At 69.2% G+C, this 16341-nt stretch carries 13 protein-coding genes, 1 tRNA gene and 2 rRNA genes; 7 read left to right on the top strand and 9 right to left on the bottom strand.

What is annotated here, in order from left to right:
- The 3 genes from E2F49_RS14525 to E2F49_RS14515 form a co-directional block, all read left to right on the top strand.
- Nucleotides 1–99: ribosomal RNA gene (locus E2F49_RS14525) — 23S ribosomal RNA — on the top strand; the annotation flags it as partial.
- Between the two features lie 165 nt (nt 100–264).
- Nucleotides 265–378 (top strand): 5S ribosomal RNA (rrf, locus tag E2F49_RS14520).
- Nucleotides 379–566: 188 nt separating this feature from the next.
- Nucleotides 567–642 (top strand) — tRNA-Ile (locus E2F49_RS14515).
- A gap of 163 nt (nt 643–805) precedes the next feature.
- On the opposite strand, the gene E2F49_RS14510 is transcribed toward E2F49_RS14515, so the two are convergent.
- Entirely contained in the window at nt 806–1171 is a 366-nt protein-coding gene (locus E2F49_RS14510; RefSeq protein ID WP_133394545.1) for a winged helix-turn-helix domain-containing protein, read from the bottom strand.
- Nucleotides 1172–1610: 439 nt separating this feature from the next.
- Between E2F49_RS14510 and E2F49_RS14505 the strand changes: the two genes are divergently transcribed.
- A complete protein-coding gene (locus E2F49_RS14505) occupies nt 1611–4313 on the top strand; it encodes a bifunctional acetate--CoA ligase family protein/GNAT family N-acetyltransferase (RefSeq protein ID WP_133394544.1) in 2703 nt (900 codons plus the stop codon).
- A gap of 1 nt (nt 4314) precedes the next feature.
- Here the strand turns inward: E2F49_RS14505 and E2F49_RS14500 are convergent, their stop codons facing one another.
- The gene (locus tag E2F49_RS14500) at nt 4315–4494 is read right to left on the bottom strand and encodes a hypothetical protein (RefSeq protein WP_055250204.1); all 180 of its coding nucleotides are present in this window, start codon (nt 4492–4494) and stop codon (nt 4315–4317) included.
- Nucleotides 4495–4615: 121 nt separating this feature from the next.
- Here E2F49_RS14500 and dinB point away from each other — a divergent pair, with 121 nt between their 5' ends.
- On the top strand, nt 4616–5680 hold the full coding sequence (dinB, locus tag E2F49_RS14495; protein ID WP_133394543.1) for a DNA polymerase IV: 1065 nt from the start codon (nt 4616–4618) through the stop codon (nt 5678–5680).
- Nucleotides 5681–5831: 151 nt separating this feature from the next.
- Here dinB and dinG read toward each other — a convergent pair whose 3' ends face one another.
- The 3 genes from dinG to E2F49_RS14480 form a co-directional block, all read right to left on the bottom strand.
- A complete protein-coding gene (gene dinG, locus E2F49_RS14490; protein WP_133394542.1) occupies nt 5832–7994 on the bottom strand; it encodes an ATP-dependent DNA helicase DinG in 2163 nt (720 codons plus the stop codon).
- Between the two features lie 120 nt (nt 7995–8114).
- Entirely contained in the window at nt 8115–8921 is an 807-nt protein-coding gene (locus E2F49_RS14485) for a DUF2884 family protein (protein ID WP_133394541.1), read from the bottom strand.
- A gap of 68 nt (nt 8922–8989) precedes the next feature.
- On the bottom strand, nt 8990–9451 hold the full coding sequence (locus E2F49_RS14480) for an Rrf2 family transcriptional regulator (protein WP_133394540.1): 462 nt from the start codon (nt 9449–9451) through the stop codon (nt 8990–8992).
- Between the two features lie 116 nt (nt 9452–9567).
- Here E2F49_RS14480 and E2F49_RS14475 point away from each other — a divergent pair, with 116 nt between their 5' ends.
- Nucleotides 9568–10476 carry an NAD(P)/FAD-dependent oxidoreductase gene (locus E2F49_RS14475; protein ID WP_208004914.1) on the top strand — a complete coding sequence of 303 codons (909 nt, stop codon included), beginning with the start codon at nt 9568–9570 and terminating at the stop codon, nt 10474–10476.
- 58 nt (nt 10477–10534) lie between these two features.
- The gene (locus E2F49_RS14470; protein WP_133394538.1) at nt 10535–11551 is read left to right on the top strand and encodes a serine hydrolase domain-containing protein; all 1017 of its coding nucleotides are present in this window, start codon (nt 10535–10537) and stop codon (nt 11549–11551) included.
- A gap of 6 nt (nt 11552–11557) precedes the next feature.
- Here the strand turns inward: E2F49_RS14470 and E2F49_RS14465 are convergent, their stop codons facing one another.
- The 4 genes from E2F49_RS14465 to E2F49_RS14450 form a co-directional block, all read right to left on the bottom strand.
- Nucleotides 11558–11878, bottom strand: coding sequence for a hypothetical protein (locus tag E2F49_RS14465; RefSeq protein ID WP_133394537.1), 321 nt, complete (start codon nt 11876–11878; stop codon nt 11558–11560).
- Nucleotides 11879–12005: 127 nt separating this feature from the next.
- A complete protein-coding gene (locus E2F49_RS14460; RefSeq protein ID WP_165971247.1) occupies nt 12006–14807 on the bottom strand; it encodes a PAS domain-containing protein in 2802 nt (933 codons plus the stop codon).
- 66 nt (nt 14808–14873) lie between these two features.
- Nucleotides 14874–15584: a DUF72 domain-containing protein gene (locus E2F49_RS14455; RefSeq protein WP_133394535.1), complete on the bottom strand. Its 711-nt coding sequence runs from the start codon at nt 15582–15584 to the stop codon at nt 14874–14876.
- Between the two features lie 6 nt (nt 15585–15590).
- Complete coding sequence (locus E2F49_RS14450; RefSeq protein WP_133394534.1) at nt 15591–16202, bottom strand: flavodoxin family protein; 612 nt, start codon at nt 16200–16202, stop codon at nt 15591–15593.
- Between the last annotated feature and the right edge of the window lie 139 nt (nt 16203–16341).

Genomic DNA, 16341 nt, shown 5'->3' with positions numbered 1-16341 from the left:
CTGAAGGAACCATCAAGACCAGGTGGTTGATAGGCTGGGTGTGTAAGTACAGCAATGTATTGAGCTAACCAGTACTAATGATCCGTGCGGCTTGACCATATAACCTCAAGTTGCTTCGTCAATCGAAGCTCCTTGGCCCGACACGTTGAGTGTCTCAAATGTTCGCTACTTCCCAACCCCTGAGAGCGTGAGCGCTGTCAGTCCCACGTTCGATCGCATCACCGCGACCGACAACCGGACCGACCGGCGACCCTCCACCCTCTCCCTGGTGACAATAGCTGTATGGAACCACCCGATCCCATTCCGAACTCGGAAGTGAAACGTACATGCGCCGATGGTAGTGTGCATCTAGCATGCGAGAGTAGGTCATCGCCAGGGTCTTTACCCAAAACCCCCGCCGGAATCCGGCGGGGGTTTTTCTTTGTGCGGTGAAAGTCGGGTAACGGCGGGAATATCGCGCCGACGCGATGAGAATCTGGGGTGCGTGGAGATCGAATCCAGGATCGGCAAAGTCGCGCGCCCGATACCCGCACATCGCCGCCCCGCTTGCTACGATCCCAATCCGCGGGCCTATAGCTCAATGGTCAGAGCAGAGGACTCATAATCCTTTGGTTCCAGGTTCGAGTCCTGGTGGGCCCACCAGCGTTGCCGGCAGGTCGCGCGGAAGTTTCCCGACTGTCTCGAAACGGAATCGAACGCGCGCGCATCGGCCGTCAACGAATGCCTGTGTGCAGGCATGCATCGATCTGGTCGCGTGCCGTGTTTGACTTCGAACACGCCACAGTCGGCGCAGTCCGCGTGCGCGTCAGCCCTTAGACGGCCCGGCGTCCGGGGCGGCGAGTCCGTGCAGGCGGGCGAGGTCATCGCCGATCGCGACCGCGCATTGCTGTTGCATGCGGCGATAGGTTGCGACGATCTCCTCGCCGAGTGGCGTCAGCTCCGCACCGCCGCCCCCGCGTCCGCCGGTAAGCGTGGCCACCACAGGCGCGCCGAAGTACAGGTTCAATTGTTCGACGAGCTGCCAGGCGCGTCGATAGCTCATCGACATCCGGCGACCTGCGGCCGAGATCGAGCCGGTGTCACGGATGCCCTCGAGCAGATCCGCCTTCCCGGGGCCCAGCACGCTGTCGCCGAGCCGGATGCGGAGTTGGAAGTGGTCCGGGTTGCCCATCGCGGCAGCTTAGACGAGGCGCGCGGTCGCATGTAGCGAGGCATGAAGCGCGGAACGCACCGTGCGTCGAACATGTCGGAACAGCGCGATTGCGCTGCCTTCGATCCGGTGAGGCGCGCGACGGACCGCTGCACGTTCGGGGCGACGCGAAGGTTCACGAGTGTGGTGCGACATGGAATGCACTGCGTATTGCGACGACAAGCGCGATGCAGCCCGCTAAGGCGGAATACCAAGCGTGAGCGGTGTTTCCAGACTCGTACTCGCACTTCGTCCGCTCAGTCCAGACAACGCACTCCAACGCAGCCAGCTGCACGCGTGTTCCGTGGTGGAAGCAAACCCACGCGAGGTTCAGTGACATGCCGGCCGCCAGTCCAGTGCAAGCCGCATGCAACGCCTCGTGTATCGTCTTTGCTCGTCCTGGACGGCTGCGTCTGCCGCGATGAGTACCTACGCGCTGCAATCGGTGTTCCGCCCCGCGTCCGTCGTGGTCGTCGGCGCGAGCCCGCGTCCGCGTTCGCTGGGACGGCTGGTGCTGCAGCAGCTGCGCACGGGCGGTTTCAACGGACCGATCGGCCTCGTTAATCCACGGTATGCAGCGATCGATGACGTCCAGTCTTCCGCCACGATGGACGCGTTGCCGTTCGTGCCCGAGCTGGTGGTCATCGCAGTGCCACCCGCAGATGTCGCGGGCGTCGCGGAAGCCGCGGCACGGAAGGGCGCGAAAGCCGCGATCGTACTCACGCGCGACATGGGCGACGGCGCGGGTTCGCACAATGCGGCACTGGCAGAGGTGGCGCGTGCGCACGGCCTGCGCATCGTCGGCCCGAACTGCCTGGGTGTGATCGCGCCACACGCGAAGCTCTTCGCCAGTTTCGCAGCGCATGCACCGATCCCCGGCGATCTGGCGCTGATCTCGCAATCCGGCGCCGTCGCGGCCGGCATGATCGAGTGGAGCCGCCCGCGTGGCATCGGCTTCTCCGCGGTTGCGTCGCTGGGCGACGCGCTCGACGTCGACTTCGCCGATCTGCTCGATTATTTCGCCACCGACCGGCACACGCGGGCGATCCTGCTGTATGTCGAACGCATCCGCGATGCACGCAAGTTCCTGACCGCGGCGCGTGCGGCGGCGCGTGCCAAGCCGGTGGTCGTGGTCAAGCCCGGCCGGCACGCACGGCGCGAGGGCGCGGCGACCACTCACGTCGCGGCACTCGCCACACCGGATGCGGTGTACGACGCGGCCTTCCGGCGTGCGGGCCTGCTGCGTGTGCATGCCCTCGACGAACTCTTCTCTGCCGCCGAGACGCTCTCGCACCTCGGCGGCCTGCCGGGCAAGCGTCTGGCGGTGATGACCAACGGCATCGGCGTCGGCATGCTGGCGCTCGATCGACTCGTCGATCTGGGCGGCACCCGGGCCTCGCTTTCGGAGACGACGCTCGACACGCTCGACACCGCGCTCGATCGCGGCTGGTCGCGGCGCAACGCGGTCGACATGCTCGGTGATGCCGAGGGCAACCGGTACGCGGCCACGCTGGAGGCGCTGCTCGAAGACCGGGAAAACGACGCGGTCTTGGTGATGCAGGTGCCGACCGTGCTGTCGGACCCGGACGAGACCGCGAACGCTGTCGTCCGCACCCTGCAGGCACGCTCGCGCATGGCCACGCGCAAGCCGGTGTTCGCGGTCTGGCTCGGCGAGCAGCCGCAGGCGCGCAGGACGCTCGGCGAGGCCGGCGTGCCGGTGTTCGACAGTGAAGCCGATGCCGTGCGTGGCTTCATGTATCTGGTGCGACACCAGGAGGCGCAGACCGCGCTGATGGAAACCCCGCCCAGTCTGCCCGACGATTTCGTCGTCGACCTGCAGGCCGCACGCGCCATCGTCGACGACGCGCTGGCGCGCGGCCGGACGCTGCTGGATCCGGTGGCGACCGCGCGCCTGCTCGGCGCCTACGGCATTCCGATCGCCGACGTGGTCCGGGCGGTCGATGCGGACGCTGCCGCCGCGGCCGCCGAAACGCTGTTCGCTCGCGGCGCGAGCGTGGCGGTGAAGATCGACGCCATCGACATCGCGCACAAATCGGATGTCGATGGCGTGCGGCTCAATCTCGGTACGGTGCAGGCGGTGCGCCAGGCGACCGACGACATCCTGCAGCGCGCACGCACATTGCGTCCCGACGCGCACATCGCGGGCGTCACCGTGCACGCGATGGCCGCGCGGACCAAGGCGCGCGAGCTGATCGCCGGCATCGCGGACGATGCGACCTTCGGGCCGGTGATCGTGTTCGGGCGCGGCGGCACCGCGGTCGACGTCATCGACGACAAGGCATTGATGCTGCCGCCGCTGGATCTGCGGCTGGCCCACGAAACCATCGGCCGCACCCGTGTGTCACGCATCCTCAAGGCCTATCGCGACGTGCCCGCTGCCGACGAGCGCGCGGTCGCGCTGGTGCTGGTGAAGCTGGCGCAGATGGCCGCCGATCTGCCCGAGTTGCGCGAGCTGGACATCAATCCGTTGCTCGCCGACGCCGAGGGCGTCATCGCGGTGGACGCGCGGGTGCTGCTCGCGCCGGTCAAGCGTCTGCACAAGGGACGCGGCCACCCGCGCTTCGCGATCTTTCCGTATCCCGTGGAATGGGAGCGCACGATCACGCTGTCGAACGGCAGCGATGCCTTCGTGCGTCCGGTACGGCCGGAGGACGAGGCGATGTTCCGGACCTTTTTCGAACATGTGAGCACCGAGGACCTGCGCCTGCGCTTCTTCAGCGCGGTGCGGCATTTCAGCCACGAGTTCATCGCGCGCCTCACCCAGCTCGACTACGCACGCTCGATCGCATTGGCGGCGATCGACCCGACGACCGGCGAGATGCTCGGTGCGGTACGTCTCCTGGCCGATGCGAACTACGACACCGGCGAGTACGGAATCATGGTGCGCTCCGACCTCAAGGGCGCGGGGCTGGGATGGCGCCTGATGCGGATCATGATCGAGTACGCCCGCTGGCAGGGCCTGCGCGTCGTCGAGGGCCAGGTACTGCGCGAAAACACGACGATGCTGGCGATGTGCCGCCAGCTGGGTTTCTCGATCACCCCGGACCCGGACGATGCGACCGTGGCGATCGTCCGCTTGCCGGTTGCCGACGCGGTCGACTGAGTCAGTGGCCCTTGCGGCCCGAGCCGGACTGTTTGCCACCGCCATCGCGCTTGTTCACCGTGGCCCAGGCGATGCGTTCGGCATCGGACTTCGAACGGCCCTTGTCGCGCTCCGAGTCCTCGATGTGTTCGGCCTGTCGCTTCTGCTTGTCCGTATAGGACGACTTGTCGCCGCGGCTCATGGCTGCGCTCCGATGGAAACGAGTGCCAAGCCTGCGCGCGCGGGCGTGAGTCGGAAGTCGGTGGATCGTGAACAGGCCGCGCAGGCGCGGTTTCTGCGACCGGCGGGCGGATAATGGGCGCGTGCGCAAGATCCTCCACATCGACATGGACGCGTTCTACGCCTCGGTGGAGCAGCGCGACGACCCGTCGCTGCGCGGCAAGCCGGTCGTCGTGGCCTGGCGCGGCGCGCGCTCGGTGGTGTGCGCGGCCTCGTACGAGGCGCGGCCGTTCGGCGTGCGCTCGGCGATGCCGGCGGTCACCGCCGAGCGTCTGTGCCCCGACGCGATCTTCGTGCCGCCGGATTTCGCGCGCTACAAGGCGGTCTCCAGGCAAGTGCGCGAGATCTTCCACGCGCACACGGACCTCGTGCAGCCGCTGTCGCTCGACGAGGCCTATCTGGATGTCACCGATCCGAAGATTCCGTCGCCGAGCGCGACCGCGACCGCGCAGGCGATCCGCGCGCAGATCCGCGAAGCGACGCAGCTCACCGCGTCGGCGGGCGTGGCGCCGAACAAGTTCATCGCCAAGATCGCGTCGGACTGGAACAAACCCGACGGGCTGTTCGTCGTGAAGCCGGGGCAGGTCGACGCCTTCCTGATGCCGCTGAAGGTCGGGCTGATTCCCGGCGTCGGCAAGGTGATGGAAAAGAAGCTCGCGGATCTGGGCGTGGCCACGGTCGGCGACCTGCGTGCGTTGCCGCTCGAAGCGCTCGAAGCGCGCTTCGGCAGCTTCGGCGCCAGCCTCTACCGGCGCGCGCGTGGCATCGACGAGCGTCCCGTCGAGCCGGACCAGCCGGTGCAGTCGATCTCGTCCGAGGACACCTTCGAGCGTGATCTGCCGATCGAGGAGCTCGCACCGATGATCGAGCGGCTCGCCGAAAAGACGTGGGCCGCGACGCGCAAGACCGCGCGGGTCGGGCGCACCGTGGTGCTGAAGCTCAAGACCGCGCAGTTCCGCATTCTCACGCGCAGCTTCACGCCCGATGCGCCACCGGCGTCGCAGGCGGAACTGACGCGCATCGCGCTGGCGTTGCGCGAGCGGGTGGAACTGCCGGCGTCGACGCGCTATCGACTGGTCGGCGTGGGCATCGGTGGCTTCCGCGAGCCGGACGAGTTGCCGGTGCAGGCGGGGTTGTTCGAGGGCTGAGCGGTGTCGCGCGATGGGTTTCGCTGTGCTCTACCCATCCTACGAACGGCAATCGTGGGAGCGCGCTTGCGCGCGATTCCGGCAGACCATCACTCGAAACAACTCCGGAATCGCGCGCAAGCGCGCTCCCACATGAAGGGCACGCTCGGCTTCAGCCGATCACGCGCTTGAACGGCGGCAGCGCATCGATGATCTTGCGGCCGTAGCGGCGGCTGAGCAGGCGCGAGTCGAGGATCACCACGCGACCGGTGTCGGTGGACGTGCGGATCAGCCGGCCGGCGAACTGGGTCAATGTGCGCAGCGCGTGCGGAATCGCGATCAGGTTGAACGGGTTGAGACCGCGCGCTTCGAGCCATTCGCCGAGCGTCGCGGTCTGCGGGTCGGTCGGCACCGCGAACGGGACCTGGGTGATGACCACGGTCGTGCAGGCCTCGCCGGGCAGGTCGAGACCTTCGCCGAAGGAATTGAGACCGAACAGCACCGAGCCCTTGCCGGCGGCGACGCGCTCGAGATGCGCGGCGACGACCTGCGACTTGTTGCCGCTGCTCTGCACCTGGATCGCCGCGCGGCGCGAGGCGGGCATCAGCTCGGCGACCTTCTCCATTTTCCAGCGCGAGGTGAACAGCACCATCGAGCCCTTGTGCCAGTCGAGTTCGCGCGCGAGCCATTCGGCGACGGCCTTCGGATGGCCTTCGCGATCGTCGGGCGCCACCGGGAACGGCGGCACGATCAGTTGCGCCTGGTTGGGCAGGTCGAACGGCGAGGGCAGCGAGGCCATCTCGGCGTGCTCGGGCAGGCCGGTGTCGATGGCGAAGGACTGGAAATCGCCGCCGCCGGTCAGCGTTGCCGACGTCATCACTACAGAGTCGATCTCCTTCCACAGCAGCGTGCGCAGCACGTGCGCGGCCGAGACCGGCGAGCAGTGCAGGGCGAGATCGCCGTCACGCGTGGCGGTGATCCAGCGCGCCATCGGCGGCGCGCCCTCGCGGTCCTCGCGGCGCCAGCCGGTCCACAGGTCGTGCTGCTGCTCGACCATCTCCAGCGCCATGCCCAGACTGCGCTGCAGCTTTTCGCGGCCCGGATCCTCCTGTTTGGTGCGCGCGACCGCCTGCTGCGCGGCGTGCACCCAGTTGAGCAGGGCGCGCGTGTCCTCGGCCAGCGTTTCGATCGCCGGTGCCCAATCCTCGGGCAGCTTGCCGAGCGGCGCGCGCCACATCGGGTCGCGGTCGCCGGGCTCGGGCTGCCACACGCGGTCGACGTCGAGCTGGAAGGCCTTGAGCGCCTTCGACACGCGCGACGCGAGCTCGATCGCCTCGTTCGGCAGCAGCGTGCCGATCTTCTCCTTGTCGACCAGCCGATAGCTGCCGGCGATCAGGATCTGCATGCGCCCGGTGCGCTTGGCCATGTCGGCCAGCGGCAGGCGCGCGGCGCCCTGGTCGATCGCGACGTTGGCGACGTGGTGGCCTTCGTCGAGCACCAGCAGCATCTCGCCCGGCAGCGCCAGCAGCGGCTGGCCGTTTTCGATGTCGCCCATCGACAGCGACGACAGCAGCAGCGCGTGGTTGGTGACCACGATCTGCGCCTCGCGCACGGTGTTGCGCGCCTTCAGCACCGGGCACTGCTGGGCGAAGCTGCAGCGCCGCCCGGCGCAGCCGGACGCCGGCGTGGTGATGCGCGTGCGCAGTGTGGGCGAAACCGGTTCGGGTGCGGCGTCGATGTCCCCGTCCCACTGGCGGTCGGCGTGCGCTTCGAGCAGGCGGCGGGCGGCGTCGATCTCGTGCGGCGCCAGCGGGCGGTCGTAGAGCTGACGCTCGTAGTCGCCGCCCTCGTCGAGACCCGCGCCGTCGAGCAGCATCGTGCCCTGGCTGTGCTCTGCGTGCAGTTCGGCGGCATTGCGCGTGCACAGGTAACGCGTGCGGCCCTTGGCCAGCGCCACGCGCGCGTCGAGTCCGGTCGCGGCGAGGAACGCGGGAATGTCGCGCTCGACCAGCTGCGACTGCAGCGCGACGGTGCCGGTACTGATGATCAGCTTCTTGTTCGTCGCCAGCGCGATCGGTACGCCGGCGGTGAGGTAGGCCAGCGACTTGCCGACGCCGGTCGGCGCCTCGGCCACGCCGATGCCGCCCGAGGTTGCCAGCGCACGCGAGACCAGCCCGATCATCGCGCTCTGCGAGCGGCGCGTGGTGAAGCCCGGCGTGTTGGCCTGCAGCTTCGCGTAGGCGGCGCGGATGTCGGCCTTCAGTGCATCGGTGAGTACGCGCGGCGGCGCGTCGGCCGCCTGCGGGGCCGGCGAGGTGGAAGTGGGGTCGCCCATGCGCCCATTGTCCCACGCGGCGTCGCGGGGGCCGAGACCGGATTGCTGAACATCGCCTGCGAAACTGCGCCGATGCCGCCGGATGCGCGCACGTGCCTCGCGGTCGCGCCGGGACGCGCGTCAGTCCGCGGGCTGCACCGCGTCCAACGGCGCGGCGTCACCGATGTCGCGCTCGCGCGGCGCGTCTTCCAGCATCACCAGTTTCCGGCCTTCGAAGCGGTAGTCGAGCGCGGCCTGGATTGCCTGCAGATCGCGCACCTGGGCGCACAGCGCATCGGCCTGGGCTTCGAGCGCGGTACTGCGCGCTTCGATGCGACGGTCCAGATCGGCCTCCATGCGCTCCGCGCGCGCCTCCATGCGGCCGGCGCGGCCCGTGAACACCTGCCACATCACGCTGCGGCCCAGACTGCCGGTCATCTTCTCGGCGGCCTCCTCGATGCGCGATTCGAAGCCGTCGCCGAACACGTCCTGGTCCCAGCGCCCCTTGCCCAGCGTGCCGTCGATGTAGACCAGCGTGTCGGCGCGGAAGCGCTCGACCTGGCGCACCTTGCGCGCACTGCCGGTCATGACCTCGACCACGCCGGCCAGCGCGTCGAAGGCGATGCCGGTGCTCTCTCGAGCGACCGTGGTCACCTGCGGCATCAACGTGCGCGCACCCGATTCGAGCCGGCGCAGGCGCGTCGCATCGGCTGCGCTGACGGTCTGCACCGCGCGGTCCACGCTGAGCGTGCCGTCGTGGAAGAAGATCTCCTTCGGCACGCCACTGTCGCGGTAGAGCCACACGCCGCCGGTGTCGACCAGCACGTTGTAGGGCGTGGAGACCGAGCACTGGTCGGAGGACAGCCGCGGGGTGTTGTCGTCGCTGGCCGACGCGGACCACGAGATGCCCGCCAGAACGAAGGCGACGAGTGCGGTATGGACGGACATGGGCAGCATTCCCGGGTGCATGGCGGCGAGCATCCGCCGGGATCCGTGCGCGTGGCGCGTGCTTGAAGTCACGCGGACCGTCCGCGCGCGCCGCGGCGCCGTCCGCCGGCGGCCAGCCGGGTCTGGAAGTCCTGGGCGATGTCGGCCAGCGTCACCGCGGCCAGGCGGTCGCGCAGCAGGGCTTCGGCCGCGGCCATCGCGTCGGAGAGGTGCGCGTTGACGGCCTTCTCGATCAGGCAGTCAGGGTCGTCGTTGGCCAGACCCAGCGCGAACGGCGCCGGTGCACCGAGGGCTTCGTGGATGTCGAGCAGACGGATCGATGCCAGCGGCACCGCCAGCGACCAGCCGCCGCCGTGACCCTTTTCCGACTGCACGTAGCCGTGATCGCGCAGTCCGGCCATGGTCCGCCGCACAACGACCGGATTGGTGTCCAGCATCGCGGCGATCTCGTCCGAGGTCGCGCGGCCATCGCCTTCGGCCAAATGGATCAGGACGTGGAGCATGCGGCTGAGGCGGCTGTCGTGACGCATTGCGGGGCCTGCGGAAAGGACGCGCCACGATATCGCAGATAACTCACGAAACTTCGGATGTTGCATGATTTGCTGGTTTCGCCGATCATGAAACAACTGAAGTGACATGAGGGCTGATGATGCATTACGACTCGATCGTGATCGGCGGCGGGAGTGCCGGCCTGTCGGCCGCACAGGCCCTGGCCCGCGCGCGGCGGCAGGTGCTGGTGATCGATGCCGGCCGACCGCGCAACCGCTTCGCGACGGCCGTGCACAACGTGTTCGGCCACGACGACACCCCGCCGGCTGCATTGCTGGCGAAGGGGCGCGCGGAGCTGCGCCGCTACCGGACCGCCTCGATTCTCGAAGCCGAAGCGGCAAGCGCAGCACCGGATGCGGACGGATTCACCATCGGGCTTGCCGATGGGGGGACTCTGCGCACCCGTACCCTCGTGCTGGCCTGCGGCATGCGCGATGTGTTGCCGCCGCTCGACGGCCTGCAGGCGCGATGGGGTCGCAGCGTGCTGCACTGCCCGTACTGCCACGGCTACGAGGTGGCCGGACAGACGCTCGGCGTCTTCGCCGGTGACGCGATGGGCCTGCACCGCGCGATGATGTTGCCGGACTGGGGGCCGACGACCTGCTTTCTCGAGAACGGTTTCGAGCCGGATGCCGACACCGCCGCAAAGCTCGCGAAACGCGGCGTCACCCTCGAACGCGCTCCGGTAACCGCGTTGCTCGGCGACGCACCCGCGCTCGCCGGCGTACGCCTCGCAGACGGACGCGAACTGCCGGTGCAGGCGTTGTTCGTGGGGTCACGGGTCGAGCCGGTCGACGGACTCGCTGATTCCTTGGGCTGCGCCTGGGATGCAGGCCCGCTCGGCCCGCATCTGCGCGTCGACGCGTTCAAACAGACGACGGTGCCCGGCGTGTTCGCGGCCGGCGACCTTTCCCAGCCGATGCACAGCGTGCCGCTGGCGATGGCGTCGGGACTGCTGGCCGGTGTCGGCGCGCACCAGGCGCTGATCGTGCGCGACCTCGACTGAGCCTGCGCGGTTTCATCGACAGTTGCGTCACTGCGGCGATACTCGGGTGATGGATCGCATGCTCCGTACGTTCGTTGTGCTGCTGGCCATGTGTGTGGCGGCAGTCGCACCCGACGCCGCACGTGCGCAGGCCGCTTCGCCTGCGCTCGACGGCGTGCTCGACGACGCGGTACGCCTCGCGCCGCTGCGCACGGTGCTGGTCGCGCGCGACGGTGCCATGCTGGCCGAGCGCGGCTACCACGGCGCGTCGACGACGCGTCCAGCCAACATCAAATCCGCTTCCAAGACGGTGATGTCGGCGCTGGTCGGCATCGCGATCGAGCGCGGCCTGCTCGAGGGCGTGGACCAGCCGGTCGCGCCGCTGCTCGCCGATCGTCTGCCGCGCGATCCCGATCCGCGGCTGGCGCAGGTGACCATCGGGCACTTGCTGTCGATGCAGGCCGGTCTGCAGTCGACGTCCGGCCGCGGTTACGGGCGCTGGGTGTCGCAGCGCGACTGGGTGCGTGCGGCGCTGGCGCAGCCCTTCGTCGACGCGCCCGGCGGCGGCATGATCTATTCGACCGGTTCGACCCATCTGCTGTCGGCGGTGCTCGCGCGGGTCGGCGGCAAACCGGTGCGGACGCTCGCGAGCGAGTGGCTGGGCCCGCAGGCGGGCTTCGCGATCGCGTCCTGGGACACCGATCCGCAAGGCCTGCACTTCGGCGGCAACCAGATGGCCATGACGCCGCGGTCGCTGCTGGCGTTCGGCGAGCTGTACCGCAACCACGGCCGTGCGGCTTCGGGCGCCCAGCTGCTGCCGGCCAGCTGGATCGCGCAGTCGTGGCGGCCGCGCACGCGCTCGGTCTACACCGGCGACGGCTATGGCTACGGCTGGTTCGCGCGGCGCATCGCCGATCACGACGTGCGCTTTGCCTGGGGCCACGGCGGGCAGATGCTCTACATCGTGCCGTCGCTGGGACTCACGGTGGCGATGACGTCCGACGAGACCACCGGCGTCGCCGGCTCGGGGCACCTTGCGCAGCTGCACGCGCTGATGGCGCGGATCATCGCAAGCCAGGACACCCGCGCCGGCTGAGCCGGATCAGGGCTTCGAGGACGTGCGGCGTGCCGATGGCGCCGCGTTGTCGCGATGCGCGCGCGCCCAGTCGGCCCGGTTCGCGTGGCGGATTGCGAAGCGGTCGCGCAGGTGGCGGCTGACGCAGGTGGACAGGCCGCGCCCCGTGCGCGCCGCGGCGCAGGCCGCGTCGAAGCGTCGCGCGCCGACATCGCGGCGCCGGTAGTCGTAGACCGCGCCGTCGACGAATTCGACCGAGAGGGTGTCGCCCAGAATCGCGAAGGCGCGCACGCCGCTGCCGCCGTGGCGGTTGCCGTAGGCCTGCAGCGTGGGGCTCAGCCGGCGCACGGGCGAGGGCGCATGGCGAACGCGCGGACGCGCAGTGGCGGGCGATGCGTGCTGGCGGATTCGGGAACCATGCGCGCAGCCTGCGCGGCCGCGCGTCGATGCGACGTCGCCTGCGCGGTCGTCGCCGTCAGGCGGCGTGCGGCGCAGCGGCGTTTGCCGATTCCACGCTCGCGGCCAGTTCGTGCTGGCGGAACGGCTTGTTGAGGATGGTCAGGCCGGTGTCGAAGTCGGCCATGCTGGTGTAGCCGGACACGATGACGATCGCGGTCGAAGGCAGTCGCGCGCGGACCGTGCGGGCGAGCTCGGCGCCGGTCATGCCGGGCATCAGGTGATCGGTGACGAGGATGGCCGGTGCCAGACCGTCGTCGAGCGCGCGCAAAGCTTCTTCGGCCGAACCGGCCTCGACGATGCGGTAGCCCATGTCCTCCAGCGCGTCGGCGGTGCACATGCGCACCGAATCCTCGTCGTCGACCACCAGTGCGATGCCGCGGCTGTCTGTCGTGTCCACTGTCTTGCCCTCGTTGTCTGGAACGGCGCCGTGGGATGTGCCCACCGGCAGCCAGAGATGGATGGTGGTGCCGGCGCCGGGCGCGCTGTCGATGGTCAGCCGGCCGCCGAGCTGCGACGCCAGGCCGTGCGCCATCGACAGGCCCAGGCCCGTGCCCTTGCCGATGCCCTTGGTCGAGAAGAACGGCTCGATCGCGCGCTGGCGCGTCTGCTCGTCCATGCCCACGCCCGTGTCGGCGACCGACACCACGACGTAGTGCACCGGCGTCTGCCGGATTTCGTCGAGTGCGCGGGCATTGCGCGCGCCGATGGTCAGCGTGCCGCCCTCGGGCATCGCGTCGCAGGCGTTCACGCTGAGATTGAGGATCGCCATTTCAAGCTGGTTGGGGTCGGCGATTGCCGGCAGCAGGTCGTCGGCGATGTCGAGCACCAGCCGGATGCGCGGACTGCTGGAACTCTCGACGAGTTCGGCCATGCCGGCGACCAGCGAGGCCACGTCGACGTCCGTTGTCTGCAGCGGCTGCCGGCGCGCGAACGACAGCAGGCGCTGTACCAGCGTGGCGGCGCGATCGGCGGACTGGCGCGCGACCGACAGCATGCGCGCGCGACGGTCCGGTCGCGCGTGCGGATCGCTGGCCAGATCCAGCGCGGTGACGATGGGCGTGAGCAGGTTGTTGAAGTCGTGCGCCACACCGCCGGTCAGCTGGCCGATCGCCTCGAGCTTCTGCGACTGGCGCAAGGCTTCTTCGGCGTTGCGCCGGTCGGTGGTGTCGATGGCCTCGGGCACCACCGCGATCACGCGGCCGTCGTCGTAGATCGGTCGCAGCGAGAGATCGTGGCAGCGCAGGCCGGCGGGCAACTGCAGCTGGATCTCGTCACGCGGCGTCTCGCCCGCGACCGCGCGCTCGAACATCGCGCGGATCCGCGCCGGCATGCCCGGCGTGCCGGTGAACCAGGGCGTGTCCCACAGCGCCACGCCGATCATGTCCTCGAACCCCGCGCCGACCGCCTGCAGTACCGGCCGGTTCGCGTCGGTGACGATGCCGTCGGGCGTGCACATGCCCTGCAACTGGTAACTGGTCTCGAACAAGGTGCGCAGCTGCGCCTGCGAGCGCGCGAGCGCGTCGGCGGCGGCATTGATGTCGGTGACGTCGCGTGCGCTGCAGTAGAAGCGGCCGCCTTCCGGCGTCGCCACCCACGACAGCGTGCGCAGGCCGCCGCTGCGGGTGTGCCAGCGATTCTCGAACCGCAGCACCGGCTTGCCGGCGCGCAGCGACTCGAGCACCGCGCGGGTCACCGCATGGTCGTCGCTGCTGACGCGCGCCATCCAGCGGTGGCCGACAAGTTCCTCGGTGCTCCAGCCCAGCAGCTGCTCCCAAGCCGGATTGATGCTCTCGATCACGCCGTCCGGGTCGACCACGGCCAGCAGGTCGGGCGTGACCTGCCAGGTCAGCGAGCGGTCGCGCGCCCGTTCGACGACCTGCCGTTCCAGATCGCTGTTGAGCGTCTGCAGCTCGGCCTCGCGCGCGTGCAGCGCGAGATCGCTCAGCCGCCGCGCGGTCACGTCGACGCCCTGGACGAGGATGCCGACCACGCCATGTTCATCGCTGATCGGCTGGTAGACGAAATCGAGGAAGCGTTCGGCCGTGGCGCCACCGCTGGAGGCCTGCACCACGAAGCGCATGTTGTCGGCGGCAAAGGCCTGGCCGCTGCGGAACACCTCGTCGAGCAGCGCCAGATAGCCCTGCTGCACCGCATCGGGCAGCGCGTCGGCGAGCCTGCGGCCGACGACCTGTCGGTCACCGATCAGTTGCTGGTAGGCCGGATTGACGTACTGGAAGACGTGGTCGGGCCCGGTCAGCATCGCCATGAACCCGGGCGCCTGCTCGAACATGCGGCCCAGCTGCGCGACATCCGCGGTCAGCCGTCGCTCGTTCTGGACCTTGCGGGTGACGTCAGTGGTGATGTTGAGCAGGCCCTGGATCCGGTCTTCCTCGTCGCGCACCGGCGAATATGAGAACGTCCAGAACGTTTCTTCCGGATAGCCGTTGCGCAGCATCGTCAGCGGCATGTCCTCGCTGAGCGTCGGCGTGCCTTCGAGCACCTGCTCCACGAGTGGACGGATGTCGTCCCACACGTCCGACCAGATGTCCTGCAGCGGCTGGCCCAGCGCCCGCTGTTCTTTGCCTCCCAGCATCGGCGCGTAGGCATCGTTGTAGAACAGCGTCAGTGCAGGTCCCCAGCACAGGCACATGCCGAAGCGCGAGTCGAGCATCACGCCGAGCGTGGTGCGCAACGACTGCGGCCAGCCGTCGATCGGACCGAGCGGCGTCGACGACCAGTCGAAGGCCGCAATGCGCTGCGCCATGCCGCTGTGCGCAGGCATGAAATCGAGCTTGGCGGCGAGCGCTGGGGACGTCACGAGGCAACGCGGGGAAAAAGGACGGCGCATCCTGCCACAGGGTGTCGTCGCGACGTGATGACGACCTCAACCCAGCCGTGCCTGCAATGCAGCGGCATTGCGCACGGCGTGACCTGCCGCGGTGTTGTCGAAGACGACGACCGCATCCGCCGGTCCCGCCCGCACCGCGCGCGCGATCGCATCGAGCGCATGGGCGTCGTAGTCGCTGTAGTAGATCTTCGGCGTGCCGTGCCAGCGCCAGTAGGCGAAGCGCAGGTCACCGCCGGGGCGTGCATCGTCGCCGTGGCGCGCCGGGTCGGCAGCGACCCGGGCGATGCCGTGCCGCGCGAGCAGGGCGTCGGCGGGCGGCGTCAGCCACCCGGCATGACGCGGTTCGCAGGCGACCCGACCATGCCAGCGCCGCGCGAGCATCCGGAAGAACGTGCTCGCGGTGCGCGCATCGAAGTCGAGACCGGGCGGCAGTTGCACCAGGACGCAGTCGAGCCGGTCGCCCAGCCCGTCCGCGGCGGCGAAGAATGCGTCCAGCTGCGCACCACAGCCCGCCAGACGTGCGTCATGTGTGATCGCACGCGGCAGCTTGATCGAGAAGCGGAAGCGTGGCGGCACGCTGTCGGCCCAGCGTGCGTAGGTGTCGCGGCGATGGTCGCGATGGAACGACGAGTTGATTTCCACTAGGTCGAAGCGGCTCGCGTAGCGCGCCAGCGCGCTGGCGCCGTCGCCGAACAGGTCGGCGACGCGCGATCCGATCGACCAGCCCGCGCAGCCGATCCGGACCACCGTCGCTCAGCGCCTGGGCTTGGGATACGGCTGCGCCTGCAGCACGCCGGCCAGGTGCACGGCGTTGCTGGCGATGGTCGCGATGGTCTCGGCAACCTTGTCCGGCGTCTTCGGCAGGTCCTTGTAGTCGACGCTGCCCATCGCCTCGCCCACCCAGTACGGCGGACTGCCGCCGGGGATGGTGAAGCCCACGTCGGTCAGGCCCTGATAGAGCTGCGCGCAGACGTGATGGGCGCCGTCCTCGTTGCCGACCACCGCGGCCACGGCGACCTTGCCGAAAGTGGGGTAGACGCCGTCGTCGTCGATCTCCGAAAGCACCGCATCCAGTCGTTCGAGCACGCGCTGGGCAATGCTGGACGGGTGGCCCATCCAGATCGGCGTGGCGACGACCAGGATCTGCGCGTCCATGATGCGCTTGCGCAGCTCGGGCCACTGGTCGCCGTCGCCCTCGTCGGCGGTCACACCCGGCTTGACGTCGAAATCGGCGACGCGCGCGCTGGAGGTCTCCGCGCCGTGGCCGGCCATGGCGTCGAGCAGCTGGTCGAGCAGCTTCTGGGTCGAAGATGCGGCATCGCCGGATTTGAGCGTGCAGTTCAGTCCGAAGGCGGTCAGGGTCATGGGGCCGGCCGGAAGCGGAAGGGGCCGCGACTATTGCGCCCCTCGCGTCCAGCGGTCGTCGTCGGCACGTGTTCAGCGCTGTCGGCCTGAACAGCGGCGCCCGTGCAACGCTGTGGTCCCCGGCACGGCCGTGACGCCG

It is taken from the genome of Luteimonas terrae (assembly GCF_004358165.1).
Lineage (GTDB): Bacteria > Pseudomonadota > Gammaproteobacteria > Xanthomonadales > Xanthomonadaceae > Luteimonas > Luteimonas terrae.
The sequence above is the reverse complement of the archived record's forward strand: the minus strand, read 5'-3'. Positions and strand labels throughout refer to the sequence as shown.

Coding starts and splice junctions, on each gene's coding strand:
- dinG (WP_133394542.1), bottom strand. CDS start 7,994: ATGGGCGACCCCACTTCCACCTCGCCGGCCCCGCAGGCGGCCGACGCG.
- E2F49_RS14470 (WP_133394538.1), top strand. CDS start 10,535: ATGCTCCGTACGTTCGTTGTGCTGCTGGCCATGTGTGTGGCGGCAGTC.
- E2F49_RS14510 (WP_133394545.1), bottom strand. CDS start 1,171: ATGGGCAACCCGGACCACTTCCAACTCCGCATCCGGCTCGGCGACAGC.
- E2F49_RS14500 (WP_055250204.1), bottom strand. CDS start 4,494: ATGAGCCGCGGCGACAAGTCGTCCTATACGGACAAGCAGAAGCGACAG.
- E2F49_RS14480 (WP_133394540.1), bottom strand. CDS start 9,451: ATGCGTCACGACAGCCGCCTCAGCCGCATGCTCCACGTCCTGATCCAT.
- E2F49_RS14450 (WP_133394534.1), bottom strand. CDS start 16,202: ATGACCCTGACCGCCTTCGGACTGAACTGCACGCTCAAATCCGGCGAT.
- E2F49_RS14505 (WP_133394544.1), top strand. CDS start 1,611: ATGAGTACCTACGCGCTGCAATCGGTGTTCCGCCCCGCGTCCGTCGTG.
- E2F49_RS14485 (WP_133394541.1), bottom strand. CDS start 8,921: ATGTCCGTCCATACCGCACTCGTCGCCTTCGTTCTGGCGGGCATCTCG.
- E2F49_RS14475 (WP_208004914.1), top strand. CDS start 9,568: ATGATGCATTACGACTCGATCGTGATCGGCGGCGGGAGTGCCGGCCTG.